The 25,378-nt window shown below is 70.4% G+C and carries 28 protein-coding genes and 1 tRNA gene; 8 read left to right on the plus strand and 21 right to left on the minus strand.

Features of this window, described 5'->3' with window-relative positions; genetic code table 11:
• Window positions 1–321: 321 nt before the first annotated feature.
• A complete protein-coding gene (gene tyrS / locus AC2YHB_RS07730; RefSeq protein WP_487353718.1) occupies window positions 322–1,593 on the minus strand; it encodes a tyrosine--tRNA ligase in 1,272 nt (423 codons plus the stop codon).
• A gap of 124 nt (window positions 1,594–1,717) precedes the next feature.
• Between tyrS and AC2YHB_RS07735 the strand changes: the two genes are divergently transcribed.
• A complete protein-coding gene (locus AC2YHB_RS07735) occupies window positions 1,718–3,094 on the plus strand; it encodes a serine/threonine-protein kinase (protein ID WP_487353719.1) in 1,377 nt (458 codons plus the stop codon).
• Between the two features lie 67 nt (window positions 3,095–3,161).
• The gene (locus AC2YHB_RS07740) at window positions 3,162–4,166 is read left to right on the plus strand and encodes a serine/threonine-protein kinase (RefSeq protein WP_487353720.1); all 1,005 of its coding nucleotides are present in this window, start codon (window positions 3,162–3,164) and stop codon (window positions 4,164–4,166) included.
• Here the strand turns inward: AC2YHB_RS07740 and AC2YHB_RS07745 are convergent.
• Window positions 4,141–5,226 carry a DNA adenine methylase gene (locus AC2YHB_RS07745; protein ID WP_179647442.1) on the minus strand — a complete coding sequence of 362 codons (1,086 nt, stop codon included), beginning with the start codon at window positions 5,224–5,226 and terminating at the stop codon, window positions 4,141–4,143. The genes AC2YHB_RS07740 and AC2YHB_RS07745 overlap by 26 nt on opposite strands.
• A 108-nt stretch (window positions 5,227–5,334) precedes the next feature.
• Here AC2YHB_RS07745 and AC2YHB_RS07750 point away from each other — a divergent pair, with 108 nt between their 5' ends.
• From AC2YHB_RS07750 to AC2YHB_RS07770, 5 genes are all read left to right on the plus strand, one after another.
• The gene (locus AC2YHB_RS07750) at window positions 5,335–6,021 is read left to right on the plus strand and encodes a hypothetical protein (RefSeq protein WP_179647443.1); all 687 of its coding nucleotides are present in this window, start codon (window positions 5,335–5,337) and stop codon (window positions 6,019–6,021) included.
• A gap of 108 nt (window positions 6,022–6,129) precedes the next feature.
• Complete coding sequence (locus AC2YHB_RS07755; protein ID WP_487353721.1) at window positions 6,130–6,942, plus strand: DUF72 domain-containing protein; 813 nt, start codon at window positions 6,130–6,132, stop codon at window positions 6,940–6,942.
• 23 nt (window positions 6,943–6,965) lie between these two features.
• On the plus strand, window positions 6,966–7,418 hold the full coding sequence (locus AC2YHB_RS07760) for a hypothetical protein (protein ID WP_487353722.1): 453 nt from the start codon (window positions 6,966–6,968) through the stop codon (window positions 7,416–7,418).
• Between the two features lie 12 nt (window positions 7,419–7,430).
• Window positions 7,431–8,177, plus strand: coding sequence for a PIG-L deacetylase family protein (locus AC2YHB_RS07765; protein WP_487353723.1), 747 nt, complete (start codon window positions 7,431–7,433; stop codon window positions 8,175–8,177).
• A gap of 343 nt (window positions 8,178–8,520) precedes the next feature.
• Entirely contained in the window at window positions 8,521–8,883 is a 363-nt protein-coding gene (locus tag AC2YHB_RS07770; protein WP_487353724.1) for a hypothetical protein, read from the plus strand.
• Window positions 8,884–9,243: 360 nt separating this feature from the next.
• On the opposite strand, the gene AC2YHB_RS07775 is transcribed toward AC2YHB_RS07770, so the two are convergent.
• From AC2YHB_RS07775 to AC2YHB_RS07840, 14 genes are all read right to left on the minus strand, one after another.
• Window positions 9,244–10,083 carry a hypothetical protein gene (locus AC2YHB_RS07775; protein ID WP_487353725.1) on the minus strand — a complete coding sequence of 280 codons (840 nt, stop codon included), beginning with the start codon at window positions 10,081–10,083 and terminating at the stop codon, window positions 9,244–9,246.
• Between the two features lie 191 nt (window positions 10,084–10,274).
• The gene (locus AC2YHB_RS07780; protein WP_487353726.1) at window positions 10,275–10,418 is read right to left on the minus strand and encodes a hypothetical protein; all 144 of its coding nucleotides are present in this window, start codon (window positions 10,416–10,418) and stop codon (window positions 10,275–10,277) included.
• A 201-nt stretch (window positions 10,419–10,619) separates the two neighbouring features.
• The gene (locus AC2YHB_RS07785; protein ID WP_487353727.1) at window positions 10,620–11,870 is read right to left on the minus strand and encodes a tyrosine-type recombinase/integrase; all 1,251 of its coding nucleotides are present in this window, start codon (window positions 11,868–11,870) and stop codon (window positions 10,620–10,622) included.
• Window positions 11,871–12,174: 304 nt separating this feature from the next.
• Window positions 12,175–12,828, minus strand: a complete 654-nt coding sequence (locus AC2YHB_RS07790; RefSeq protein WP_487353728.1) for a recombinase family protein — start codon at window positions 12,826–12,828, stop codon at window positions 12,175–12,177.
• 195 nt (window positions 12,829–13,023) lie between these two features.
• The gene (locus AC2YHB_RS07795; RefSeq protein WP_487353729.1) at window positions 13,024–13,818 is read right to left on the minus strand and encodes an HGGxSTG domain-containing protein; all 795 of its coding nucleotides are present in this window, start codon (window positions 13,816–13,818) and stop codon (window positions 13,024–13,026) included.
• Window positions 13,819–13,981: 163 nt separating this feature from the next.
• Entirely contained in the window at window positions 13,982–15,121 is a 1,140-nt protein-coding gene (locus tag AC2YHB_RS07800; protein WP_487353730.1) for a P-loop NTPase family protein, read from the minus strand.
• 339 nt (window positions 15,122–15,460) lie between these two features.
• Window positions 15,461–16,138: a hypothetical protein gene (locus AC2YHB_RS07805; protein ID WP_487353731.1), complete on the minus strand. Its 678-nt coding sequence runs from the start codon at window positions 16,136–16,138 to the stop codon at window positions 15,461–15,463.
• A 1-nt stretch (window position 16,139) separates the two neighbouring features.
• A complete protein-coding gene (locus tag AC2YHB_RS07810) occupies window positions 16,140–16,370 on the minus strand; it encodes a hypothetical protein (RefSeq protein WP_487353732.1) in 231 nt (76 codons plus the stop codon).
• A gap of 102 nt (window positions 16,371–16,472) precedes the next feature.
• Complete coding sequence (locus AC2YHB_RS07815; protein ID WP_487353733.1) at window positions 16,473–16,670, minus strand: hypothetical protein; 198 nt, start codon at window positions 16,668–16,670, stop codon at window positions 16,473–16,475.
• A gap of 1 nt (window position 16,671) precedes the next feature.
• The gene (locus AC2YHB_RS07820) at window positions 16,672–17,091 is read right to left on the minus strand and encodes a hypothetical protein (protein ID WP_487353734.1); all 420 of its coding nucleotides are present in this window, start codon (window positions 17,089–17,091) and stop codon (window positions 16,672–16,674) included.
• Window positions 17,091–18,194, minus strand: a complete 1,104-nt coding sequence (locus tag AC2YHB_RS07825; RefSeq protein WP_487353735.1) for a hypothetical protein — start codon at window positions 18,192–18,194, stop codon at window positions 17,091–17,093. Before AC2YHB_RS07825 ends, AC2YHB_RS07820 begins: the two co-directional genes overlap by 1 nt.
• A 218-nt stretch (window positions 18,195–18,412) precedes the next feature.
• Window positions 18,413–18,691, minus strand: a complete 279-nt coding sequence (locus AC2YHB_RS07830) for a hypothetical protein (protein WP_487353736.1) — start codon at window positions 18,689–18,691, stop codon at window positions 18,413–18,415.
• Between the two features lie 83 nt (window positions 18,692–18,774).
• Window positions 18,775–18,963: a helix-turn-helix transcriptional regulator gene (locus AC2YHB_RS07835; protein WP_487353737.1), complete on the minus strand. Its 189-nt coding sequence runs from the start codon at window positions 18,961–18,963 to the stop codon at window positions 18,775–18,777.
• A 304-nt stretch (window positions 18,964–19,267) separates the two neighbouring features.
• A tRNA-Ile gene (locus tag AC2YHB_RS07840) sits at window positions 19,268–19,341 on the minus strand.
• A gap of 173 nt (window positions 19,342–19,514) precedes the next feature.
• On the opposite strand from AC2YHB_RS07840, the gene AC2YHB_RS07845 reads away from it, so the two are divergent.
• On the plus strand, window positions 19,515–19,850 hold the full coding sequence (locus tag AC2YHB_RS07845) for a YnfA family protein (protein ID WP_036546381.1): 336 nt from the start codon (window positions 19,515–19,517) through the stop codon (window positions 19,848–19,850).
• Here the strand turns inward: AC2YHB_RS07845 and AC2YHB_RS07850 are convergent.
• The 5 genes from AC2YHB_RS07850 to AC2YHB_RS07870 are packed head-to-tail and all read right to left on the minus strand — an operon-like array spanning window position 19,825 to window position 25,374.
• The gene (locus AC2YHB_RS07850) at window positions 19,825–20,823 is read right to left on the minus strand and encodes a phosphotransferase (RefSeq protein ID WP_207006209.1); all 999 of its coding nucleotides are present in this window, start codon (window positions 20,821–20,823) and stop codon (window positions 19,825–19,827) included. The genes AC2YHB_RS07845 and AC2YHB_RS07850 overlap by 26 nt on opposite strands.
• A 43-nt stretch (window positions 20,824–20,866) precedes the next feature.
• A complete protein-coding gene (locus AC2YHB_RS07855; protein ID WP_487353738.1) occupies window positions 20,867–22,630 on the minus strand; it encodes an efflux RND transporter periplasmic adaptor subunit in 1,764 nt (587 codons plus the stop codon).
• Window positions 22,618–23,430, minus strand: coding sequence for a DUF5666 domain-containing protein (locus tag AC2YHB_RS07860; RefSeq protein WP_487353739.1), 813 nt, complete (start codon window positions 23,428–23,430; stop codon window positions 22,618–22,620). The genes AC2YHB_RS07855 and AC2YHB_RS07860 overlap by 13 nt, the downstream gene beginning before the upstream one ends.
• Window positions 23,431–23,458: 28 nt before the next feature.
• Window positions 23,459–24,685 (minus strand): ABC transporter permease, encoded by a 1,227-nt coding sequence (locus AC2YHB_RS07865; protein ID WP_487353740.1) that lies wholly within the window; start codon window positions 24,683–24,685, stop codon window positions 23,459–23,461.
• Window positions 24,682–25,374: an ABC transporter ATP-binding protein gene (locus AC2YHB_RS07870; RefSeq protein ID WP_487353809.1), complete on the minus strand. Its 693-nt coding sequence runs from the start codon at window positions 25,372–25,374 to the stop codon at window positions 24,682–24,684. Before AC2YHB_RS07870 ends, AC2YHB_RS07865 begins: the two co-directional genes overlap by 4 nt.
• Window positions 25,375–25,378: the final 4 nt, after the last annotated feature.

Consider the following 25,378-nt stretch of genomic DNA (forward strand, 5'->3'; position numbering starts at 1 on the left):
TGCGAACCTCGTCGTTTCCGACTCGAGTTCGCGCTGATGTGCGCCCCGGACTCTAGCTCTTCGTCCTGGTCTGTACCAAACCCGCAAGGCTTGCTTTTCTGACCAGCACTCGAAGCTGATGCTCGAGGCAAGTGGTCGCGGGGCCGGAAGCCCTCCGGCTGACCGCCGTCTTGCTTCCCGCCGCACCCGGCGACGAAGAGAACATTACGCATTCCCCCGCAGAAGCACAAATCGAAACGACGTGACCCGGGCCACACCGCTCCGACGGGGCTGTCGGAGCCCTCCGGAGAGGCCCTGGTGAGCCTCCCCGGAGGGGTCGCGTCAGCGCACCCGCACGCCGGCGAAGCGCTTCTTGCCGCGCCTGAGCACCAGCCACGACGAGGCGATCAGGTCGCCTGCGGCGGGGACGTGCTCGGGGTCGTCGACCCGGACGTTGTTGACGTAGGCGCCGCCCTCCGCGACGGTGCGCCGCGCCTCGCCCTTGGACTTCGCGAGCCCGGTCAGGGTCAGCAGCTCCACCACGTCGGGAATGCCGGAGGTCCCGTCGACGTCGATGGCCCCGGCCTCGCCCAGCGCGGCCTCGAGGGTCGCGCCCGAGAGGCTCGTGATGTCGCCCGTGCCGAAGAGTGCCTCCGCGGCCGCCTTGGCGTTCTCGGTCTCGGTCGCACCGTGCACGAGGGTCGTGACCTCGTCGGCGAGGACCTTCTGCGCCTCCCGCAGGAACGGCTTCTCCGCGTGCCGCGCCTCGAGCCCCTCGATCTCCTCGCGGGAGAGGAAGGTGAAGACGCGCAGCAGCTCGCCGACCTTCTCGTCCTCGACGTTGAGCCAGAACTGGTGGAAGGCGTAGGGCGGCATCAGCTCGGGGTCGAGCCAGAGGGCGCCGCCCTCGGTCTTGCCGTACTTCGTGCCGTCGGCCTTGGTGATGAGCGGCGTGGCGAAGGCGTGGACCGTGGCACCTTCGGCGCGTCGGATCAGGTCGACGCCGCCGGTGAGGTTGCCCCACTGGTCCGATCCCCCGAACTGCAGGGTCACGCCGTGCTGACGGTGCAGGGTGAGGTAGTCCATCGACTGCAGGAGGACGTAGGAGAACTCGGTGTAGCTGATCCCCGACTCGAGCCGGCGGCGTACCGTCTCGCGCGCCAGCATCCGGTTGACCGGGAAGTGCTTGCCGATGTCGCGCAGGAAGTCGATGACCGAGAGCCCGTCGGTCCAGTCGAAGTTGTTCACCATCGTCGCGGCGTTGTCGCCCTCGAAGGACAGGAACGGCTCGATCTGCCCGCGGACCCGCGCCGTCCACTGCTGCACGGTGTCCAGTGAGTTGAGGGTGCGCTCCCCCGAGTCGCGCGGGTCGCCGATCATGCCGGTCGCGCCGCCGACGAGGGCGAACGGCGTGTGGCCGGCGCGCTGGAGGCGCATGGCCGTGACGATCTGGACCAGGTTGCCCATGTGGAGGCTCGGCGCGGTCGGGTCGAAGCCGACATAGAACCGGACACTGCCCTCCGAGAGCGCCGTGCGCAGCGCGTCGCGGTCGGTGGTCTCGGCCAGGAGGCCGCGCCACTCGAGGTCGTCGAGGAGGGTCGGGTCGACGGACACGTCGTACTTCTTCCGTTCGGTGGAGCGGGCCGTTCCCGCGTCCGGTGCACTCCAAGGGTGCCGCATGGATCACGCCTGCCTCCAATGGGTTCACGGCGGTGGTCACGGGTACCGTGCAAGGACCATGACCACGCGACGGGTAGCAGGCAGGTACGAGCTGCGGCGCGCCGTCGGCCGAGGCGCCAACGGCACGGTCTGGCTCGCGCACGACGAGGTCCTCGGGCGTGCCGTCGCCCTCAAGCGGACGGCGCCGGGCGCAGGCTTCGAGCACCAGGCGGTCCGGGTCGAGCGCGAGGCGCGTCTCGCCGCGCAGGTCGCCCACCCGAACGTCGTGTCGGTCTACGACCTGGTCGACGACGGCGGCGACACCTGGCTGGTCATGGAGTACGTCGACGGACCACCGCTCTCGACCGTGGTCCGCGAGGCGGGGCCGCTCCGCCCCGACGACGCCGCGCGCCTGCTCGCCCCGGTGGCCGACGCCCTCGTCCACGCGCACGGGCTGGGCATCGTGCACCGCGACATCAAGCCGTCGAACATCCTCGCGCCCGGGGGCGGTGGGGCGAAGCTGACCGACTTCGGGATCGCCCGCAGCACGGCCGACGCCACGCTGACCCAGACCGGGATGATCACCGGGTCGCCCGCCTACCTGGCTCCCGAGGTGGCCACCGGTGGTCAGGCGACGCCCGCGAGCGACGTGTGGGCCTTCGGGGCGACCCTCGTCCACCTGCTGACCGCCCGGCCGCCGTACCACCGCGACGACCTCGACAACGGCCCGCTCTCCGTGGTCTACCGGATCGTCAACGAGGAGCCGCCCACCGTTCCCGGCGCGGGCTGGCTCGGCCCGCTCATCGCCGCGACGATGGAGCGCGACCCCGGCGCGCGGCCCACGATGGCCCAGCTGCGCGACCGGCTCGAGCGCACCGCCGACCTGTCCGTCCAGACCATGGCGTTGCCGGCCCTTCCGCCACCCCCGGCGCCTCCCGTGCTCGCACCGCTGCCTCCCCCGCCCCACCGACCGCACCGGCCGCGCCGGCGCCCGTCCGGCCGGATCGCGGCCGTGGTCGCGACCGGCTCGGCAGCCGCAGTCGCCCTGGTCACGATCCTGGCGCTGCAGGGCGCCGGCGACGAGGACCCGGTGAGCGCCGATCCCGGTCCGGGCGCGACCACGACCGGCGCACCCACCGAGACCGGTCCTCCTGCCCCGAGCGCGGCCGAGATGGAGGACTTCGCGCGGACCTACATCCGGACCGCCGACGCCGACCCGGACGCGGGGTTCGCGATGCTCACGCCGACGTACCAGGGCGACAGCCCGCGCTACGCCGACTTCTGGGGCCCGATGCACAACCCGCGCGTCCTCACGATCAGCGCCGACCCGGCCGCGATGACGGTGACCTACACCTACCGCTACGCCTTCCCGCGGAAGGGCAACCTCACCGAGACCGTGACGCTCCGGCTCGAGCAGGCCGACGACGGTCGCCTCCTCATCGCGGGCACCGCCTGACGGACGGCTCTGAGACCCCTCGCTGAAAGTCGCCTCCCGCGACGTCGCGGTGGGTAGCCTGACCCGGGTGAGCGAGTACGACGCCCGGTTGGCCGACCGGGTGCGCACCCGCGGCGTCCTCAGGCCCGACGACGCCGCGCGCCTCCTGCTCCCCGTCGCGGACGCACTAGCGGCACTCCACGCCACCGGGGCTGCCCACGGGGCGCTCTCCCCCACGGCCGTGCGGATCGAGGGCGAGGGCCGCGCGGTCCTGGTCGGCCGCGCGGTGGTGGCACCCGATCCGTCGTACACGGCGCCGGACCCGAGCGCCGGGCTCCGGGCCCACCCGGCCCCGGACGACGTGTGGGCGTTCGCCGCCCTGCTGCGCTTCGTCACCACCGGGACCAGCCCGCACGCGGGCCAGCTGCCCACCGCGGGAACGAACGGCTTCCGGGACATCGGGTGGCTGGCGCCGATCACCGAGCTGGCGCTGCTCGCCGACCCGCGGGAGCGGCCGAGCATGGCGGAGGTGGCGGCGTACCTGCGCGCGCGGGTCGGCGGGCCGGCGCCCTCCGACGGGCGGCGGCGACCGCCGGGCCCCCTGCTCGCCATCGGTGGTGCCGCCGTCATCGTCGGGCTCGCGCTGGTCGGGGCCGCGCTCCTCTTCCTCGGGCCGGACGACGAGCCCGCCGGCCGGAGGCCCGCGGCGTCCAGCACGGGACCGGACCGGTCGGGCGATGCCGGCGACGGGCGGCAGGAGGAGCCGGCGACGTCGGAGACCGCCGACGCGGTGAGCGCCCGAGAGCTCGAGGAGTTCGCGCGCGACTACGTCGAGCTCGCCAGCCGCGACCCCGAGCAGGGCTTCCGGCTGCTGACGCGGTCCTACCAGCAGCAGAGCCCGCGCTACCGCGAGGTGTGGTCGGCGATCGACGACCCGCGGATCCTGGCGATCACCCCGGACCCGCTGGCGATGTCGGTGAGCTACACCTACCGCTACTCGCTCCCCGGCGGCCGGACCCGGACCGAGGACATCACCTTGCGGCTGGTGCGGCGCGGTGAGCGGCTGCTCATCGCTGGGGCATCGGCACGCTGAGGCCGGAGCCCGCGGCCACGCCCGCGGCGACCGCTGCCTCGACCCGGTCCGGCTCCCCGGCGACGAAGACGTACTCGACGTTGCGCAGCCGCCCCACCTCGCCGACGCGTTGCCCGGTCGGCCCGTGGATCCCGATCTGCGCGCCGACGTACCTCTTGCGGTCGAAGGCGAGCACCGCGACCTCGCGGTGGCCGGCGTCGCGCAGGATCGTCGTCATCTCGGCGGGCGCGATCCACGACTCGTCGTTGTAGGACACGACGGCGACGTCGGCGCGGACCCTGGCCAGCACGTCGGTGAGCGCGGCCGGCATCGTGCGGCGGCTGTTGAAGACGCTGCGCTGCTCGCGGGCGTCGACCCGCTTGCACGCGATGCCGTAGTGCTCCGGGGCGTCCCAGCGGACCAGGGTCTCCCAGATGTGGTAGTTCGCGAAGTACCGGTGCTGGTTGTACGGCGGGTCGACGTAGACGAGGTCGACCGTGGGCAACCGGTCGACCGTCTCCAGCACGTCGCCGCCCTCCGTGGCGCCGGGACCCGCCAGCAGCTCGGGCCGGCGCAGCTCCAGCTCGCCGAGCGCACGCGGCGCCCAGGCCTTGAGGTAGGCCATCTGCACGCCCGTCGTCGAGTCGACCCGGTCGGCCGCGAGCATCAGGCTGGTCAGCAGCAGCGGCCGCAGCGGGCTGCCGGGTGGGTGGTCGCGCTCGATCGCGTCGCGGATGGCGTCGACGCGCTCGCCGTTGCGGGGCTGGAAGAAGCGGGCCCGCTCGCAGAAGGTCTCGGTGAAGTAGCCGCGGTGCCCGGGCAGCGCGCCGAGACGGGCGAGCTCGGCATCCAGGATGGCGAGGTCGACGGTGTCGGCGTCCGTGGCGATGTAGCAGTCGCTCAGCACGGTGGAGTACGACGCCAGGTCGGCCGCCGTGACGAACAGCCCCCGCCGCTTGAGCTCCTGGGCGACCCGGGTCGTGCCGGTGAACAGGTCGACCGCGGTCCGCGCTCCCGCCGCGACGGCGATCTCCCCCAGCGCCGGCACCAGGGTGCGCTTGGAGCCGAGGTACTTGATCACAGGGGCAGCGTAGATGCGACCTGGACCACATCCGGTCAGGCGGAGGTGTGGTGCGGCGTGGCGCGGGAAGGCGGCGGACACCATTTCACTCGGGGGAAGGAACCACCCATGTCCGTCAAGCTCGCCCTGCCCGCCGCGCTGCTCGCGGTCCTCGCGCTCAGCGCCTGCCAGGACGACGAGGTCCCGTCCGCCGGCGACCCGTCGTCCGACGCCACCACCGACACCTCCAGCGAGTCGCCGTCGGAGTCGACCGAGTCGACCGAGTCTACCGAGGAGACCGAGTCCACCGACGACGGCGGCGAGGGTGCCTCCGCGGGCTCCGTCACCGCCCCCGGCACCGAGCTGTCGATCGGCGACAAGGCCGTGCTCCCGCTGACCTACGGCACCGACGGCACCGCCACCGTCGAGGTCACCGTCACCGGCATCCGCGAAGGCGCGTCCGCCGACCTCGAGGCCGCGAAGGTCGAGAACGCCGCCGACTACACGCCCTTCTACATCGACCTCGAGATGACGATCCTGTCGGTCGGCCCCGACGGCTTCGGCGGCTACACGGCCGGCAGCGACTTCGACGGTCTCATCGGCTCGCAGAAGGCCGGCAGCCTCATCGTCTTCGGCGACTTCGCGCCCTGCGCCGACGGTGGCTTCGAGTACGACGCCGCGGTCGGAGACACCGCGAAGGGCTGCGTCCCGGCCCTGGCCACCAAGGGCTCGACCGTCGACGGCGTCCAGTTCAGCGGCGGTGGTGACGACTCGCCGTACGACCAGTTCGACGGCGAGCCCGTCGTGTGGAAGTGACCCACCACCGCTGAGCGGATCGACCCGCTCCACCCGCACCGCCCCGGCCGGCCCACGTGAGCCCGGCCGGGGCGGTGTCGTCCCCGGCCCGGCGGGTACGGCGCGGGCGTGGGCGAGATCCGTGTCGGCACCTCCGGCTGGTCGTACGACGGCTGGCACGGCGACTTCTACCCGGACGACCTGCCGCGGCGCGAGGAGCTGGCGTACCTGTCGCGGCGGCTGACGTCGGTCGAGGTCAACGGCTCCTTCTACTCGCTGCAGCGGCCGTCGTCGTACCGGGCCTGGCGGGACGAGACGCCCGCGGACTTCGTGCTCGCCGTGAAGGGCGGCCGCTTCATCACCCACGTCAAGCGGTTGCGCGGCATCGAGGCGCCGCTGGCGAACTTCTTCGCGTCGGGCGTGCTGGCGCTCGGTCCCAAGCTCGGCCCGGTCCTGTGGCAGCTCCCCGAGAACCTCCCGTACGACGCGGCGCTGATGGCGGACTTCTACGCGCTCCTCCCGCGCACCACCGCCGCGGCCGCCGACCTGGCGTCACGCCACGACGAGCGGCTCTCGGGCGACCGGGTGCTGGCGTCGTACGACGTCGACCGGCCGGTCGCGCACGTGCTGGAGTTCCGCAACCGGTCCTTCTGCACGGACGAGGCGCTGGACCAGATGCGGGAGCACGACATCGGCTGCGTCGTCGCGGACTCCGACGGGCGCTGGCCCCGCGCGGAGGCGGTCACCAGCGGCGTCGTGCACGTCCGGCTGCACGGGCACACGAAGCTCTACACCAGCCGCTACTCGTCGCGGTCGCTGGACAAGTGGGCCGGCAGGTGCCGTCGTTGGGCGGAGCAGGCCGACGTCTTCGTCTACTTCGACAACGATGCCGACGGGCACGCGCCGCACGACGCGGAGGCGCTGCTCCGGCGGCTGGACTGAGGCGTCGCGGGTACCACAGCGCCATGTCGGTGCTGCTCACCTTCGCCTTCGCGCTCCAGCTGATCGTGGGGGGCTACATGTACAGCTTCGTCCTCGCCGCGGGCCAGCGCTCGAGCAACGCGCGGGCGACGCGGATCCCCGACCTGGTGGCGTTCGCGCACCCGATCGCGGCGCTCGTGACCTTCTCGGTCTGGATCGCCTATGTCACCAGTGATCGCTCCGGCTTCGCGTGGGCGAGCTTCGCCGCCGTCCTGGTGACCGCGAGCGGCGGAGCGGTGATGGGTGTCGCCACGCTGCGCGGCAGCCGGTACGTCGACAGGCCCGAGCCGCACCGCGGCGTGCTCGACCCGGGCGACCCCTCGGAGGTGCGCGTGGCGGAGAAGCAGATCCCGCTCGTCTCCATCGCGCTGCACGGCGGGACCTTCCTCCTGCTCGCGGTCGGCACGTTCCTCGTGGCGCTCGGCGTGCTCGACTGACATGCTCGCTGCATGGCGGACACCCCCTCTCCCTTGCAGCCGCTCGACGAGGACTGGCAGCGGGCGCTGTGCATCGTGGCCCACCCCGACGACATGGAGTTCGGCGCCGCCGCGGCGGTCGCCCGCTGGACCGGGCAGGGCAAGACGGTCGTCTACTGCATGGTGACCAGCGGCGAGGCCGGCATCGACGGCCTCTCCCCCGACGAGTGCCGGACCGTGCGCGAGGCCGAGCAGGTCGCCTCCGCGCAGGTCGTCGGCGTCGACATCGTCGAGTTCCTCGGCCTTCCCGACGGCGTCCTCGAGTACGGCGTCCCACTGCGGCGCGAGCTCGCGGGCGTCGTACGCAGGCACCGGCCGGAGATCGTGGTCACCGGCAACTTCCGCGACACCTGGGGCGGGCGGAACCTCAACCAGGCCGACCACATCGCCGTGGGCAGGGCCGTGGTCGACGCCGTGCGCGACGCGGGCAACCGGTGGGTCTTCAACGAGCAGCTGGTCGACGGGCTCGAGCCGTGGGGCGGGGTGCGGGAGGTCTGGGCCTTCGGCTCCCCCGACTCCACCCACGCCGTCGACACGACCGCCACCTTCGACGCGGGCGTCGAGTCGCTGAAGGCGCACGCGGCGTACATCGACGGGCTGGGCTGGGAGAACTGGGACCCGCGGGAGTTCCTCGAGGGCATGGCCCGCGGCACCGGGACCCGGCTGGGCGTGGCGTTCGCCGCGCCGTTCGAGGTGTTCCCGATGGGCTGGGGCGACTGACGCACCGGGCTTGGGTGGGGCGGGTGGGGCTCGAACCCACGACCCAAGGATTATGAGAACGGCGATTGTGCGGCCCCGGTGGGGCATCGGTGGTCGCCACCGGAGCGCGAACCCCTCTGCTGACCTGCGGTTCTGCAACTCCGGCGTCGTGTGACGTCGCATGTCGACCGAAGTAGCCGGGAGCCCTCTAGGAGCCCTTGCAAGCTTGCGCACCGACTCACCGGCGATCGGGTTGCCTTGGCACAGCCGACCTGCGGAGTGAGGAACCTGCCCAGCGGCAGGCGTACGGTTCGCCGCTCCTCGGCCTCTGCAAGGGGAGGCCGGTAGCGAAGGAGGGGCTGCTATGCCCGAGACCACCAACCGAGTTCGCCACGCTGTGAGCCGCTCGACCGGGGCCACGACCTGGACCCGCAAGGACGGCGACGAGTGGCGGACGACCTGCCTCAACCACGGAGCCGAGACGACGGCGACCGCTCGCGGAGCCGCTTGGAAGAACGGCTCGACCCCGGCGAACTTCTGCCCCAGGTGCAAGGCGATCGTCGCGGGCAAGGCCGCCAAGATCACCGGCGATCGGCTCGACCTGCCGACCGCCAAGAAGACGGCGGCGAAGAAGCCGACCGCCAAGGCCACCCCCACCCCCAAGGCGACGGGTGCCGCTCGGAAGACCGCCGCCGCCAAGGCCGACCCGAAGAAGGTGACCAAGTGACTAAGCCGGAGGACGCCTGCGGCCGCTGGCCCGAGTGCAAGTGCTCGGACGTCTGCGACTACTGGTCCGGCGACTTCATCCAGCCGGTCGAGGACGACAGCGACAACTGACCAAACCCGCTTGCAAGGCCGATCCCGTCGAGGTCGGCCTTGCAGCACATCGCGCCTCGACCGCAATCGCAGATTTGCCGGGCTTACCCCGGTCGAGGCGGACCCGACCCCACCGAACCGCCTCGCAGACACGTACGGACCCACCGGCGGACGCTCGCGTGGGGTCGCCGGGGTCGCGCTGGGCCCGCGACGCGTGTTCGCTGGGCCGTAGCCGGATCGCCGGGCGGAGGGGTGGGGTCGCCTCCGGTCGTCAGTCTGCCGCGCCGCGACGGGCCGGATCGGCGAGCCGGACGATCAACGCGCCGACGACGTGCACGACGAGCCAGGCGTCGGCAAGCACTGCCGTGGAGTGGTCGTGAGCGTCGCCCGTCGCAGTGCGGTCGGAGTTGACCCAGTCGATGAACTTGCCGATGCCGTCGATCAGTGGCTGGTCGTGTGCCCCGAGCAGGCCTCGGTTCTTCGCATCCTTCATGAGCGGGCCGAGGGCATTGCCCTTGCAGCCGAGTGCGACCAGAGTCTGCTGGAGTGCGGTCGCGGCATCAGTGATCGCATCGCCGGGGTCGTCGGCAGCAATCTCCTTGAGCGCCTTGAGGTAGGCATCGTGCGACGCCTTGAACCGCTCGCCGACCATCAGTCGCAGGGTCGGCTCGACCACGTTCTGCAGAAGCTCGTCCGATTCGAAGGGGATCAACTCGCCCTCGACGAACTTGTAGGCGATGCGGTGCTCGCGCATGATCGCGTTGACCTCGCCCATAAACTGCTCGCCGTAGTTCCCTCGACCCGCCACAAAGTCGAGCGCGAGCGGGATCGTCGCAAGCATGTCCAGGCGAAGATCGTGGTTGAGGTCCTTGGTGAACACGCTCGCCTGAACATCGTTGGCAATCTGCCAGCCGCCCTCTTGGCGTAGGTGGTTGGCAATCACGGCGCTCAGGCGGGGTCCGTAATCCTCATATGCCGCCTCGCCGAAGGCCGACCAAGCCGCGGCGATTCGCACGTTGGCGCGAGAGTCGAACGTGGTGGTCCAGAGTGACTCGCCCGCAGCCTCTCGGGCAGCGGTTTCCTGTTGGCGACGGCGAGCAGACGGCAGCACGTGCTGCACCCTACGGGGAGCGACCGACGAACACGTCTCGAACTACTGACGCCACAGATGAAACAGTCATACAGTCGGGTTAGATAAGGGAGAAGCCCCACTCGGCCCGAGGTGGTAACGACACTTCGGTACGTGTGGGGCTTCCCTTTCTTGACGCTGGACGGCTTCCCCGTCGTCAGCGACCTGTCACATCAGAGGCGGGCGCACTCGGAACACAGCGGCTTGCCGCCGGTGCCGTCGCGACGGTTCTCGCGCTCGATGTTGTTACCGGTGTTGCACTCCGTGTTGTTGTGGTGCTTGTCCTGCTTGATGGAGTGCCAGGGGCTGGTCTTCATCGGCTTCCTCCTTTCTTCTGCGCCGTGGAAGGAACGCTTGTCGACCCTTCACTACAAACCGTGCCGCATCTCACCCTGCCTCGTTCTGCGACACGCCGCTCGATGTGCGTGACAACTGAACTACAACGATGTGATTCTGCACAGTTTCATTCATTGTGAGCGATCTGCCCCACGGGTGCAAGGCCGGGGTGTGTCGCGTCGTCAGGCCGGGTTGCGCCGAGCCCTGCGGTCTACGAGGTCGTCGCGCCGCTGCGTCGGGCGGAAGGCAGCGCTGAGCGCGTCGGTGTGGCGGGTCGTGTCTTCCTTGAACAGGTGGGTGTAGATCGTCCGGGTAACGACCTCGTTGCCGTGTCCCATCCACTCGGCCACCTGGGCAGCGGGGATGCCAGCGCTCGCGCAGATCGACGCGAACGAGTGGCGGAGGTCGTGCAGCCGGAGGGAGGGGGTGAGCGCGGCTGTCGCCACCGCAGGCTTGAAGTGCCTCTTGTAGAACACCGACGACGCCCACGGCTCGTCATAGTCCAGCCCGCTCACGTTGCCCTTGGGCGTGCGTCCGGTGATCTTCCGGCCCGGCCAGAATGGCGCAGTCGGATCGTCTCCCCGTGGGTGCTGGGCGACGTACACGCGCAGTTCATCGGCGAGCGCCGCAGGGATCGGCACCGTGCGCGGCTCGCCGTTCTTCGTCGTGTGCACCCGCCAGCCGCCCTTGACCTTGGTCCGGGTCCGCTCGACGTGCACAGTCGCGGTGCTGGCGTCGAGGTCCACGTCAGCGATGTCGAGCCCGGACGCCTCACTCACGCGCAGCCCGGTGAAGGCGAGGAACTGGACGAGCAGGTTGTAGGGATGCGGCAGTCCGTCCGCGAGCTTCTGCACGTCGCCGGGTGACAGGAAGTTCGGCTTGCGCGGTCGTCGGCCTCGTGCCTTGTTGGTCGGCGGGCTGACGTCGCGTGCCGGGTTGAACGGGATCGCATGTTCCTTGACCGCGTAGCCGAGCACGTTCGACAGCACCAGATGGTGGTGCCGGATCGTCGCCGGGCTGATCGGCTCGCCCTTGTGACCAGTCCGGTTCTGCTCGATGTAGTCAAGCCAGTCGCTGATCGTCGCCGCATCAACTTCACGGATCGGCAGGTGGCCCAGACGAGGGATCACAGTTGCGTCGAGCAGGCCCCGGCTTTTGATCGCCGTGGACGGCTTTACCGTCCGGGCGTAGTGCCTGTGCCATTCGTCGGCCCACATGCGAACCGTCTGCTTGCCGGCGTTGTGGTCGACCGACAGGCCCTGATGCTTGCGGTCCTCGACCTCACGCTTCTTCTGCTCGGCTTCGGCCTTGGTGCGGAACACCTGCTTCTGGAACTTGCGCTTCGGCTCGTCGGGGTTGTCCGGGTTGGGCACGGTGAACGACCACCGGCAGTACCAACCCTTGTTGTTCGTTGCCTTGTAGACGTGAGCCATTACCGGCCCTCCTTCGTGATCTGGTCGCGCCATGCGGCGGCTTGCTCGGCGGTGTCGAACGTGCGTTTGACGGTGCGACGGTCGCGGCGGACGACGATGCACCAGCGGCCGGAACTGGTCGGCCTTGGTTGCGCTACTGGTCTCGGCTTGGGCACGGGGACGACTGCCGCTGCGCGTTCTTCCTTGGGCAGTCCTCGCACGGCGCTGATCCGTCGTGCCTCGCGGTCGAGTGCTCGGCTCTCGTGGTCTCCCCACCCCACCGGAGCAGGGGCGGCGGTGTTCGGGAGGTTGTCGCGGTCGATGCTCACGAGGCGTCCGCCTGCTCGGTGGTCTCGCGCCTGAGCACGCGGAGGACGGTCGAGTGCGACCAACGCGCACCGCCTGCGGGTGAGGGGACGCCGCGCTCGTTGAGGGTCTGAGCGATCGCACGCGCACTCATGCCCTGTTGGTCGAGGTCGGCGAGCATGTGGACCGTCATGCCCGGAAGATCTCGGGGAGGCCGGCCAGGAACCTTGCCCTTGAGCCGTGCGGCGGCGAGACCTTCCTTGGTGCGCTGGCTGATCCGCTCGCGCTCGTCCTCGGCGATGACCTGCTCCATGTTGGTCATGAGGTTGTCGCGCTTGCTCAAGCTCGACTTGCCGTTCGTGTCGAGGATCGGCCAGCCGCCAGCGCGTGAGCGCTCGAGAAGGTGCTGGCCGTCGATGAGCGAGCGCGTGGCCCTGTCCCACCGCAAGATGAGCAGCCCGTCGGCGAGCCCGGTCTCCACGAGCCGGATCGCGGCCTCACGGCCATGTAGCCGGTCAGTCCTCCGACTGGTCATCACGTCGGGGATGACGGCGATGAGTTCGTGGTCGTGTCGCTCGGCCCAGTCGAGTTGCAGGGCGCGTTGCGCGTCGAGGCCGTGGCCTTCCTCGGCTTGCTTCCGGGTACTGACCCGGATGTATCCCACCAGTCTCATTGGTGCCTTCCTTTGGTGTTCGGCCCGGAGCGGATCGGAAACGGGCGAAGCCGCTCCGGAGCGTCGGAGGCGCGACCGTACGGTGAGTCAGTTGGGCAACGCTGCTTGCTGAGGTCACTTGGGGTTTGCGGCCCGTTTCGCCGTGGGGCGGGGGTCGGCCCAGCCCTCCGGCCCGCAGCGGCCTACGGCCCCACCTCAGGACGCGGGCGGGCGGTCGTACGGCCACGCGAGCGGGTCGCGGTCGCCGTACTCGCTCGGGCCGCTCGTCGGCGGGATGCCGGGGAGGATCGAGTCCTCGACGACTTGCGCCTCGCCACGCACGGTCGCGCTCGTGCGGAAGTTGGGCCGTGCCTCGTACTCAAGGGCATCGTCATCGTCGTACTCGCGCCAAGCTTCTGCCCGAGCGTCGGCCTGCGCCTGGGCAACGTCCTCCCACGTGTGATCCCCGCCCCCACCGGAAGGAAGGGCACTCGGCTCGTCGGGACCGTCCAGCGTCCGGTCGATCTGGTCGGACGTGGCTTCTCGGAGCAACTTGCCCCAGCGGTCGTCCGGCTTGATCTCAAGCTTCGCGCCGGGGCCCATGCCTGTCCGGTCCAGAATCCCCAACGCCGCACGGACTTTGGTCGCGTTGTCGGTGTCGGGGTCAGTCAGAATCTCGTGAAGCGCGGCCACCGCAGGGCTCGCGAGTTCAAGTAGATGTTGCTTCGCGGTGCGTTGTACCTGAGGCGACGCGCCGCCGTGGACACGACAAACGTTGTGGCCCTTGATCGCCGGTGCCTTGCAGCGCTCGCCGGTCCTGTTGGCCGTGGCCGTGCAACGTCTCGTGTCGTCGACACTTCCGGGCATCCCCGGCTTGGCGGGTGACTCGGTTCGGGTGCGACGCGCCTTCTTCACACTGCCCGCAGTCGACTTCCCACCCTTCGCTGCTGCTCCCTCCGCTACCGGCTTGATAGCCAGTGCCTCTGAAGGGTCCTTGCTCTTGCGTCCCATCACTTGCTCCTTTCACATATCTCGATGGCCCCGACCGGAACCGGAACTCGGAACCGGAACCCCTAAAGGGGTGAGTTCCGGTTCCGAGTTCCGGTTCGCTCGGCTTCGGAACCGGAACTGAGTTCCGGTGAGTTCCGGTTGAGTTCCGGTTCCGGTTGTCCCTTCACGACGACTCACCCACCGCGCCGAGCAGCGTGAACTCGGTGCCGACGACGTACGACGGGCGGGAGTCAGAGCCCTCGTTCACGAGGTATCCCTTGCTCACGAGCACCGCCAGCGCGTCCTGCTTCACCTTGTCGCCGCGACCGGTCACGTTCGCCCGGATGACCTTGCCGCTCACGCCCGGAGTGCCCGCGACGAACTCCCAGATCGCACGCATGCACTGGCGGAACTGCGGCGTCTCGGCCGGAGCAACGTCATCGCGCTCGACGGCCTCCGCCTGATCACTCGGCGACTCGATCCATGCATCGAGGGCGTCTGCTTCGGCGTCCACGTGGAACTCGCCGACCAGCCGCCGACCCTTGCCGCTCCGCACCCACGCAACACCGCCAGGACTGTCCTTCGCGAGGAACAGGCGAGACATGCCGTGCTTGCCCTTGGACAGCGGGCGGTACGACTCGACCAGATACATGGCGCCCTTGATCCCGGCCTTCTTGTGCTGGGTACCGATGTTCCAGTTGCCCCGGCCCTCGCGGTCCTTCACAACGTGGTCAAGCTCGACAATCGCCGGACCGTCGTACCCGTCGGTGGGGGTGGTCTGGAACTGCCGCGAGAAGTTGCGGAACCACGCCGCCGCGTCCTCTGCGGCGTTGATGCTGAGACCGTGCATCGAGTACGCCTCGGTCACGCCGTCGAGCACGACCAGCGTCGGCTTCCACTTGCGGACCATCGCTCGGTAGGCGTCACGGTCGTCGTCGCTGATCTGGTCGCTCGGCCGGACGTACTTGAAGCGAGTGCGAATCTGTCTTGGCGTTGCGCCGAGCAACTGCAGTCGATCGGCGATGGAGCGCTCGTTGGCCTCCATGTCGAAGAAGATCACGAACTCACCGCGCCGAATTTCCTGCACCGCAGCGAACAGGAGCAGCCACGACTTCATCGCTTCAGGCTCGCCGCCGACGCTGTGCACCTCGTTCGGATAGAACAGCGCCCGCGTCAGCGACTTTCCGTCAACTGTGTCGGTCCATCGACCAATCCTCGGCTCTGGCGGCGGATCGTTCGACAGCGCTTTCCGCATGTCGATCGGCGTCGACCATGAGGTCCGTTCACTGTCGTCGGCTGGCGTCGCCGACCTCTTGCTAGTCATATGCCCCGTCTCCTTCACGTCAGTTGCCCTGCTCGGAGAGGCGGCGGCGGCAGGGCAAGACACCGCCACCCCTCCGAGGTCGATCACCGGCGGCGTCGGCCGTCCGGTCGTTCTTGCATCAGCCGGTCGATGCGGGTGTCGCCGTCGTCCCTGTCGTAGTGCGGGAACGGGCAGTCCTCGGGGCGTCCACGCCAAGGGCATCCCTTGACCGAACAGCCGCGCTTGTCGTCGTCACGCACGGCGACCTCCCTTCTCCTGGGGGTGGGGCGCAGAGCCGAGCGATCGTCGGCACCCAGATCGCCAGCGCCATGCCGACCGCGAGCACCCACGGGACCGCGCTCACGACGAGCCGCCTGTCCCCGTCGCGGCGAGGCCCATGTAGGAACGTGCGCGACTGGGCCGGTACTGGGCTGCGCACTCGCGTAGGCGGTCGAGGTCGACCGACCTCAGCGCATCGACGCCCCGGCCCGCCGCGAGGACGTCGCTGACATCGCTGCCTTTGGCCATGAACGGCGGCAGCCAAGGTGGCGCGACGACGTGAATGCGGCTCGGCTCCACCCCCGCCCGGAGCAAGGCCGCGTAGCGCTCCCAGCCCCACCAGCCGCCGTGCGCGTCTTGGTCGCACACCACGATGACCTCGGATCGCGTGCGGAACTTGGTGAACCACTCGACCTGCGGGTCGAACAGGTCGCTCGTGCTGGGAGTCGTCGTCGCCACGAGGCCGAGCGCGGCGACATTCTCGGCATCCTTCTCTCCTTCGCACCACCAGATCGGCACGTCAACGCGGAGTGCGGCCACGACCTCCGGAAGCTTGTACATCGCCTTGACCCAGAACGGCCAGTGCTCATCCCGCATGCGGGCAGTCCACCGCCACAGGCCCGTGTCCGGGTCTTGCGTTGTCGCAAAGTAGGTCGGGAAGTCCTTGGACTCATAGCGGACCTTGCGGATTAGCGGGTTGCCCTTCAAGTCCTCATAGACGTAGGTCGCGACGCGCCGACCCCGAGGCTGGCGGCCCATCTCAGGCGTCCTCAGAAGCGAGCGTGCGAGTCATGAACTCGGTGACGTCGGACAGGCAGGTCACGTCGTCCCACGGCAGGGTGACGAGCCAGCCTTCCTGGCCGTACTCGGTCAGTTCTAGGGTGAGCGAACCTTCGCCGGTCTTCATCACCCAGCCCAGCAGGTCGGTGCCGCTGGTGGTTTCTACGAGGACCATCAGCACCCTCGGGGCAATAGCCTTACTGCGCGACATAGCGATTCCTTCCACGGGGTTGTGTCGCAGGAGCAGCGCGGGTGAGGTCAGAGCAGGACGTCCCGATCCCCAAGGAGCCCCACCCGCGCCGCAGTTCTCTGTTCAGCCCTCGCCGGGCTGGTAGCGGCTTTCAAGCCAGGTCTCGACGCTCTCCGGGTTGACCCGGATCTTGCCGAGGTTGATCGACTCCACGACCCCGTCAGCAACCAGACGGCGAACCGTCCGGAACGACAGGCAGTAGTCGTCGGCGATCTCGCGCATGTCGGGCCAGAAAGCGGCGGCACGGGCGATCTGCTTCATGTCAGACATCGGTCACTCCAAACTGCAGAAGCGATTCGGGATTGAGTTCGTCGGCGCAGTCCCAGCAGAGGACGAGCGCCAACAGGTTGAGCGGGTAAGCGACGACGGCAACGCCAGCGAGCGGCTTCGGCGCATGGCAGACGTCGCAGTCGCCGTCGCGCCGCGCATACTTCGATGCGATCGAGGCGATCCACAGGGCGTCGCCCATGACCTCCGCGAACAGGCCGTGGCCGAAGATCAGGTAGGACTGGGCAACCGGCTTACCCACGGGCCACGGCTGACCGATCCAGTCCTCCACCACAGACCGGACCTCGTCGTTGTCCATAAGCGCCGCGTTGTACGTCCACGCCCTGTCGATCGCGTCGATTGCCGCGTCAGCCTGATCCCGCTCGGCTACCTGCCACGGTGCTGCGCCACTCATCAGACGTAGAGGGCCGGCACGGCGTACGCGGGGTTGGCCGTGACCTGCATGACCGCAGCCGCCCCGCGATGCCGCACGCCCGTGCCGAATCCACGGACAAATGCCGAACCACTGAGCGGGTACTCGGCATTGGGGCCGTCGAGCAGAATCAGCCCGCGCCGGTTCTGGGTCTTGTGCTCGCGCAAGCCGACGGGATTGAACGAACTGTTGTCGCCAGCAGTCGCTACCGCAAGCACGTACCCAGCCGGGATGAGACTGTTCTGGGCGACAAGCGCTGGTCCGTAGGCGCCGATGAGAGGCTGGTCTCCGATCTTGGCCGGAGGGGTGTCGCCGACGACGGTCTCCGCGGTCAGTCGGGCAGGTGCACCATCACCCGGGATGAAGTCGTACGAACCTGCACCGCCCGCGGCGACCGAGCGGAAGCCACGAATCTGGTTGGCCTCCTGACGGTTCACGAGCAGGACCAGCCTGCCGTTCGTGCCGTCGCCGTAGCCGTGCTCAAGGACAAGCTCCATAAGCGCGTCGACCGCGATCTGGCCACCAGCAGCGGAGAGGTTGGCCGTTCCAGAAGTCACGAAGTGGGAATGACCGCCACCGAAGGTCTGGCCGTCATGCTCAGGCGGCACCTGGCCGTCGCCGTTGTAGACCGGCTTAACGTCGTTGCCAGCCTCGTTGACGCGGGCGGTGTTGTTGAACAGCGTGCGCATCACACCCTCGAAGACCTGCTTGCGATCGGACTCCAAGATGCTGTTGGTGATGGCGTCGGTCTCCTCCTTCGTGGCGTCGGCGAGGAACTGCCACGTGAAGCGAGTCGCGGCGTCGCGCCACTTGAAGGAATAGCCGAGGAGCGCGCTCCCGATAGTCGGACGCGAGCCGACCGGCTGGCCGAACTCAGTGGCGTCCTCGAAAGACGCCCCAGTGAAGGACTGCAGCACCGCCTCAGCGGCGAGCGTGGTCTTGAAGGTCAGCAGGTTGACCAGCGTGTCGCGACGAGCGTTGTACTCCTTCACGACCGCGATGTAGTCAGCCCAAAGACGATTGGTGTCGGTGCCATCGCCGAGGTTTCGGACGAGGTCGCCAACGGTGTTGAAACCGCGAGCCATGAGGTTCCCCTTTCGGGAGGTAGGTGACGTATCCACTACCGACGCTAAGGTGCGTGATCCGCTCGACTCGCGAGTTATGTGCGCCGCTGTGCGGAAGGGGCTCCTCTGCACGACCACACGGCGGCACGCCGCTATTGAGATGTCAGGCTGCGGTTGATCGCTGAGAACCCACCGCCGCGCTGGGACAGGAAGCCCCACCCCAGCCGGACGGAGGGACCTCAGCGGCGGGTGCGACCCGAACCGCTCCTCAATACGTCCGCGTACAGGACGTCCGGCGGCAGAGTCGCCAGCGAGTCCGCCAGCCTCGGTCCGATCAGCAGCCGAAGAGCCCGATGAGTGGTGAGGATCTGGTCAAGCTCGGCATCGGTGACGGTGCGCCGCAACTCGTCGGACCGCGCCACCGCCTCGGCGAATGTCTCGGTACCCTCCGGGATCAGGGCGTAAATGGTCAGGGCAAGGCGGATCAGGTCGCGTCCGTGCTCGTGGTTGTCGTTCACCTGTGCTGCTCGATTCCGGCCCACTGAGATGTGTTGCCGCCCCGCCGAGCGCGTGGGCCATAGGACGCTCGACGGGGCGGGAATCAGTAGGTGCTATCAGCGAGCCAGTTCTCGAGGTCGGCCCACTTGATGAGGACGACGCCCTGTTGGCTCGGGTCAGGCTTGGAATACGGCAGGCCGAGGTCCATCCAGCGTCGGATGGTGCGATCACTGACACCGCAGTACTCGGCGACCGCACTGACGCGGGCATAGGCGGCAACGCGCTTGGACATGAGGAAACCTCCGGATCAGAGGCCCGGAGACGACGAAGCCACCCGGACCCGACGTTGATGTCAGGTCCCAGAACTCAAATGCGCGGGGTGTGTCTCCGAGAGGTCGGTCTCGGCCTTCCGCGCACCCGCTGCCGTTCCAGGGGTGGCGAGATCAGTGTAGGCGATTTCGGGCGTCTGCCGCTCGTGTTGCGACCACATGCGACGGACTGGCCAGCGAATCGACGGAGCCCCTACGGAGCCCTTCGGAACGTCCGCTCGGAGGGATCGTTCAAGCGAAACCCACATCTACCTGCGGGTTTCGTTGTAGGGCGGGTGGGGCTCGAACCCACGACCCAAGGATTATGAGTCCTCTGCTCTGACCGACTGAGCTACCGCCCCTTGCATCGCGGAGCACACCCTAGCGGCGGGACCGGGCGACGGCGTGGCCGCTCCGGGGCCCACGACGGATCCACCGTTCGAGCCTCGGCGGTCGCCTCCGCCCCTGGTCCGCATCGAACGGTGGATCGCTGGTGCGCGGCGATCGGCGAGCCCGGCTCTGCGAGCATGGGCCCATGGACACGCTGCGCTCGATCGCCCTGTTCGTGGCCGCCGCGGTCGCCGAGATCGGGGGCGCCTGGCTGGTGTGGCAGGGCGTGCGGGAGCACCGCGGCTGGATCTGGATCGGGGCCGGCGTGATCGCCCTCGGCGCCTACGGGTTCGTCGCGACGCTCCAGCCGGATGCGCACTTCGGGCGGATCCTGGCGGCGTACGGCGGGGTCTTCGTGGCCGGCTCGCTGGTGTGGGGCATGGTGGCCGACGGCTTCCGTCCCGACCGGTACGACGTGATCGGCGCGCTGGTCTGCCTCGTGGGCGTCGCGGTGATCATGTACGCGCCGCGCTCGGCCTGACCTCGACGGGCGGCGCCTCGAGCAGGAGGGCGAGCCAGCGGGCCGGGACGTAGCCCCACTCCGCCTGCTCGTCGCGGGTCATCGTCGCGACGCAGCGCCGCCAGGACTCCACCCGCGCGAGCCGGGCCAGCTGCAGGGCGGCGGGCAGGGCGGCGCGGAGCGCGGCAATCGGAGCGAGATCGCTCCACACCTCGAGACCGGCGTCGGCGATGCGCCACAGCCGCGGGTCGTCGTGGGTGGCGTGCAGCTCGCCCTGGGCGATGTAGAGCGGCACCAGCAGGTTGCCGAGCGGCTCGCCGACGACGGCGTCGCCGAAGTCGAAGAAGCGCAGGGTACCGTCGAGGGGCACGACGTTCGCCGCGTGCAGGTCGTTGTGGACCAGGGTCAACGGCAGGTCGAGGTCCTCGACACGGTCGGACCAGCGGTCCACCGTGGGCAGCAGCCGCTCGAGGCGGTGCGCCACCTCGGGCGCCAGCCGCCGGGGGTCGTCGGGCGGGAGCGCGGCGAGGCGGCCGACCGCGTCGGCGACGTACGTCGACGCGTCGGACGGGTCCATCACCGTCAGTCCGGGGTCGAAGCCGACCGAGGCGACCCGACGTTGGAGGGCCGCGGACTCGGCGACGACGCGGCACCACACGTCGACGTCGGCGGCACGCCCGAGCTCCTGGAGCGTCGGCCCGAGGTCCTCGGTCAGCAGCAGGTCGCGCCCGGCGTCCGCGGCGAGCACCGGCACGACCTGGTCAGGGGCGATCCGCGCGAGCTCGGCGACGAGCCGCGCCTCGTGCGCCTGGCCCGGGCAGTTCTGCTTGACGTACGACGTCCCGGAGCCCGCGTGCGCCCGCCACACCGCGGACCAGGGCTGCCGTCCGACGGGCTCGAGCGTGACCGGCTCGCCGACGGCGTCCGCCACGAACGAGTGCAGGCCGGCGAGGAACTCCTCATCGGACCACACTGCGCTGGTCCAGGTGCTCACGTTCGCAGCGTGACCCACTCCGGCCCCGGGCGCCAGCGGTTTGTCAGGGAGCGCGGAACACGCCGCTCGGCGGGCCGCCGGCGGGGAAGCCGCCACCGCCTCCCCCGAAGCCGCCTCCCCCGAAGCCTCCCTGCTCGCTGCCGCCGCTGGGCAGGTCGGCGTCGAGGTCGGCCAGGACCACCTCGTCGCCGGCCTCCAGCCCGTCGGTCACCTCGATCTGCGTCGCGCCGACGATGCCGGTGGTCACCCGGACCCGCTGGGCCACGCCGTCCTCGACCACGGTGACCGATCCGTTGCTGACCGCGGAGGCCGGGACCACGACGACGTCGTCGGCGGCGCCGACCACCGCCGTCACCGAGGCCGGCATCCCGTCGGGGAGCTGCAGGTCGCGCTCGTCGAGCACGATCCCGACCGTGTACGTCGGGTCTGAGCCGGTCGAGGAGTCGCTCGTCGCCACGTGCTCGATCCGGCTGACCGCACCGGCCAGCGCCTCGGTCGCCCCGGCCGGGGTGACCTCGACGTCCATGCCCTGCTCCAGTTGGGCGGCCTGCGTCGCGGTCGCCTCGACGCTCACCGTGGTCAGGCCGGGCGCGACCACCGTCGCGACGGTGTCTCCGGCCGCGACCTCGTCATCGGTGGCGACAACGAGGGACGCGACGGTCCCGTCAGCGGGAGCGCGGACGACGGCGCCGGCCAGGTCGGCCTCCGCGGCCGCGAGGTCCGCCTTCGCGCGGTCGATCGACGCCTGGTCCTGGGCGAGGGTCGCGGCGGTCACGGTCTGGCCGGACGCGCCACCGGCCGGCGCGGCCGCCGAGGACCCGGTGGATCCGGTGGATCCGGTGGACCCGGTGGCCCCGGTGGACCCGGTGCCGCTCGGGGCGCTCCCGGAGCCGGTCGAGCCGCCTCCCGATGAGCCCGTCGAGGGGTCCGCCTGCACGGATCCGAGCGCCTCCGTCAGCGTGCTGCCGAGCGTCTCCAGCGCCGTCTGGAGGGCGGTCTGGGCCTCGCTCGCCGTCGCCTGCGCGGACTGCACGGCGACCAGCGCCGCGCTGCACTCCTCGCTGAGCACGGCGGTGGTCGTCGTACCGGCGTCGGCGGTGGTGCCGTCCGTCGCCGAGTCGGTGGCCGCGTCGGTGGCCGCGTCGGTGCTCTCCGTCGTGGTGACCGGGTCGGCACAGGCCGTCTGCTGGTCGGCGAGCGCGGTCCCGGCGGCGGACAGCGCCGTGCCGGCGGCCGTCTGCGCCGCGAGGACGGCGTCCTGCTGCGCGGTCAGCTGCTTCACGACGGCAGCCGTCGAGGAGGACGTGCCCGAGGACGGGGCACCCGAGGACGGGGCACCCGAGGACGGGGCACCGCCGGACGAGGACCCGCTGGAGCCGGACCTCCCCGCCGTGGCCGACGCCGAGGAGGAGCTCGTCGACGTCGTCACCGCAGTGGTCTGCGCCTCGCGGTCGTCGGCGAGCTGTGCCTTCGCCGACGCCAGGTCGGAGGCCGCCCGGTCGACCGCGGCGCGCAGCGAGGCCCGGTCGAGGACCGCGATGACGTCGCCCTCCTCGACCGTGTCGCCCTGCTCGACGCGCACCTTCGCAACCGTCCCGGCAGTGCCGAACGCGAGCTCGGAGCTGCCGCTCGGGGAGATCGTGCCGGACAGGCTCAGCCCCTGCTCGACGGAACCGGTGGTCGCGCTGACGGTGCGGTAGTCGACGCTGTCGTCGCCGACGGCGCCGTACGCCGCGACGCCCGCACCGGCCAGCGCGAGCGCCGCCAGCGGGAGCGCCACACGACGCGAGCGGATCAGCGGCCGCACTGGTCGTCCACCTTGTCGCTGACCCGGATCGTCGCCGCGGTCACGGCGCCGGTGTCGTCGGCGTCGCCCTGCGCCTGGACGCAGCGGCCGACGCTGAGGGCGCTGGCGTCGGCCGCGACCTGCTTCGAGTACGTCGTGTCCGCGCCGACCGTCACCGTGACGTCGCCGTCCTGGCCCTCCACGACGAAGCCGTCGGCAGAGACCGACTTCACCGCGCCGACGGTGCCGAAGCCGCCGCCCGGGCGACCGCCTCCGGGTCCACCCGACGGCACGTCGCTCGGGAAGTCCGACGGGAGGTCCGTGGGCAGGTCCGTGGGTCGCTCGCCGCCGCCGGGGAAGCCTCCGCCGCCGAAGCCTGCGGCGCAGCCGTCGTCGCCACCCTCGGAGATCGCGACCGAGGCGGCCGTCACCTCGGTGGCCGCGGTGTCGGAGCCGGCGTCGTCGCCGTCGGCCGTGCGTACGACGACGCAGGCCCCCACGGCCACGTCGGCCGGCTTCGCCGCGGCCTGGTCGGTGATCGTGGTGCCGGACGTGACCGTCACGGCGACCTGCCCGGTCATCGGGCTCTGCACCTGGAGCACGTCGCCGTCGACGGCGGCGATCTCGCCGAAGGCGCCCGGCATGCCACCAGCGCCGGGGCCGCCCGCGGGGGCGCCCGATGCGGCGCCCGCCGGCGAGGAGTCGCTGGCGGTGTCGGTCGCGTCGTCGGACCCGCAGCCCACGAGGAGGACGGCCAGCGCGAGGGCGCAGGTCGTCGTACCGAGGGGGCGGGCGGCGCGGGTGAGGTGGGTCAGGGACATGGGTCGGGTTCTCCTCGGGGTGGTCACGTCACTCGCTGCGGAGCGCGTCGATCGGGGTGAGTCGGGCGGCGCGGCTGGCCGGGTACACGCCGAAGCCGACGCCGAGGGCGAGCGAGGTGGCGAGCGCCGCGACGGTCGCGAGCGCCGAGATCGCGACGGCCTGGTCGATGAAGTGCGGCAGCACCTGGGCGCCGATGACGCCGATGAGGACGCCGACGACGCCGCCGGTCAGGCCCAGCAAGGACGCCTCGACGAGGAACTGCCGGCGGATCACGTTCGGCGCGGCGCCGAGGGCCTTGCGCAGCCCGATCTCGCGGATCCGCTCGGTGACGGAGACGAGCATGATGTTCATGACGCCGATCCCGCCGACGAGCAGCGAGATCCCCGCGACGCCGCCGAGCAGGACCGTGAACGTCCGGTTGGTCTCGTTGGCCGTCTCCACCAGCGAGTCCTGCGTGGAGATGGAGAAGTCCGCGTCGGCCGTCGTCACGCCGTGCCGGTTGGCGAGCAGCGCCTGCACCTCCTGGTACGCCGCCGCGAGGGTCTCCTCGCTCACGGCCTCCACGTAGATCGTCGAGACCGTGTCGGACGTGCTGCCGGTGAGCCGGCTCGCCGTGCCCACCGGTACGACGGCCTGGTCGTCCTCGCTCGTCCCGGTCGAGGACGCCCCCGACGAGGTCAGCACGCCGACGACCGTGAGGCGGGTGCCGTTGACGGTGACCGTCTGTCCGACCGGGCTCTGGCGGGCGAACAGCTCCGAGGCCGTGTCGGCGCCGATCACCGTGACCGCCGCACCCTGTGCGGCCTCCTCGGCCGTGAAGAAGCGGCCCGCGGACAGGTCGCGGCTGCGCACGTCGAGCCAGGCGGTCGTCGTACCGACGAGGGAGGTGGTCCAGTTGGTGTCGCCGTTGACGAGCGAGACCGAGCTGGAGGTGGTCGGCGCGACGGCGGCGGCGTCGGGCACGGCCTCGGGGTCGGCGATCGCGGTGGCGTCGGCGTAGGTGAGCGTCGAGGCCGACCCGAAGCCGCCACGCATCCCCGAGGAGTCGGTGCTGCTGCCCGGCGAGACGATCAGCAGGTTGGAGCCGAGCGCGTCGATCTGGTCCTCGACCTCCTGCTGCGCGCCCTGGCCGAGGCCGACGGTGAGGATCACCGACGAGATGCCGATGACGATGCCCAGGACCGTCAGCGACGAGCGCAGTCGGTGGGACCGGATGGCGGCGAAGCCGGAGCGGAAGGTCTCCCACCAGCTCATCGGGCGACCACCCCAGTCGCGAGGCGGTCCTCGGTGATCAGGCCGTCGTCGATGACCAGGTTGCGCCCGGCACGGGCCGCGACGTCGGGCTCGTGGGTGATCAGCACGATCGTTCGCCCCGCGGCGTGCAGCTCGTCGAAGAGGCCGAGCACGTCGTGGGTCGAGCGGGAGTCGAGGTTGCCGGTCGGCTCGTCGGCGAGCAGCAGCGCGGGCTCCGTGACCAGCGCCCGGGCGACGGCGACCCGCTGCTGCTGGCCGCCGGAGAGCTCGCCCGGGCGGTGGTCGAGGCGCTCGGCGAGGCCGACCCGGGAGAGCGCGGCCGCGGCCCGCTCGCGACGCTCGGCGCGCGAGACGCCGGCGTACACGAGCGGGAGCTCGACGTTGGGCAGGGCGGTCATCGACGGCAGCAGGTGGAACTGCTGGAAGACGAAGCCGATGCGCCGGTTGCGGATGGCCGCGAGGGCCGCCTCGTCGAGGCTGGACGTGTCGTCGCCGGCGAGCACGTAGCGGCCCTCGGTCGGCACGTCGAGGCAGCCGAGCAGGTTCATCAGGGTCGACTTGCCGGACCCGGACGGGCCGATCACAGCGACGTACTCCCCCGGCTGCACGGACGTGTCGATGCCGCGCAGCGCCTCGAACTCGACGCTGCCCGACCGGTAGGTCTTGCGCACGCCCTCGAGCTCGATGATCGCA

The organism is Nocardioides sp. SRI_004, from assembly GCF_057586415.1.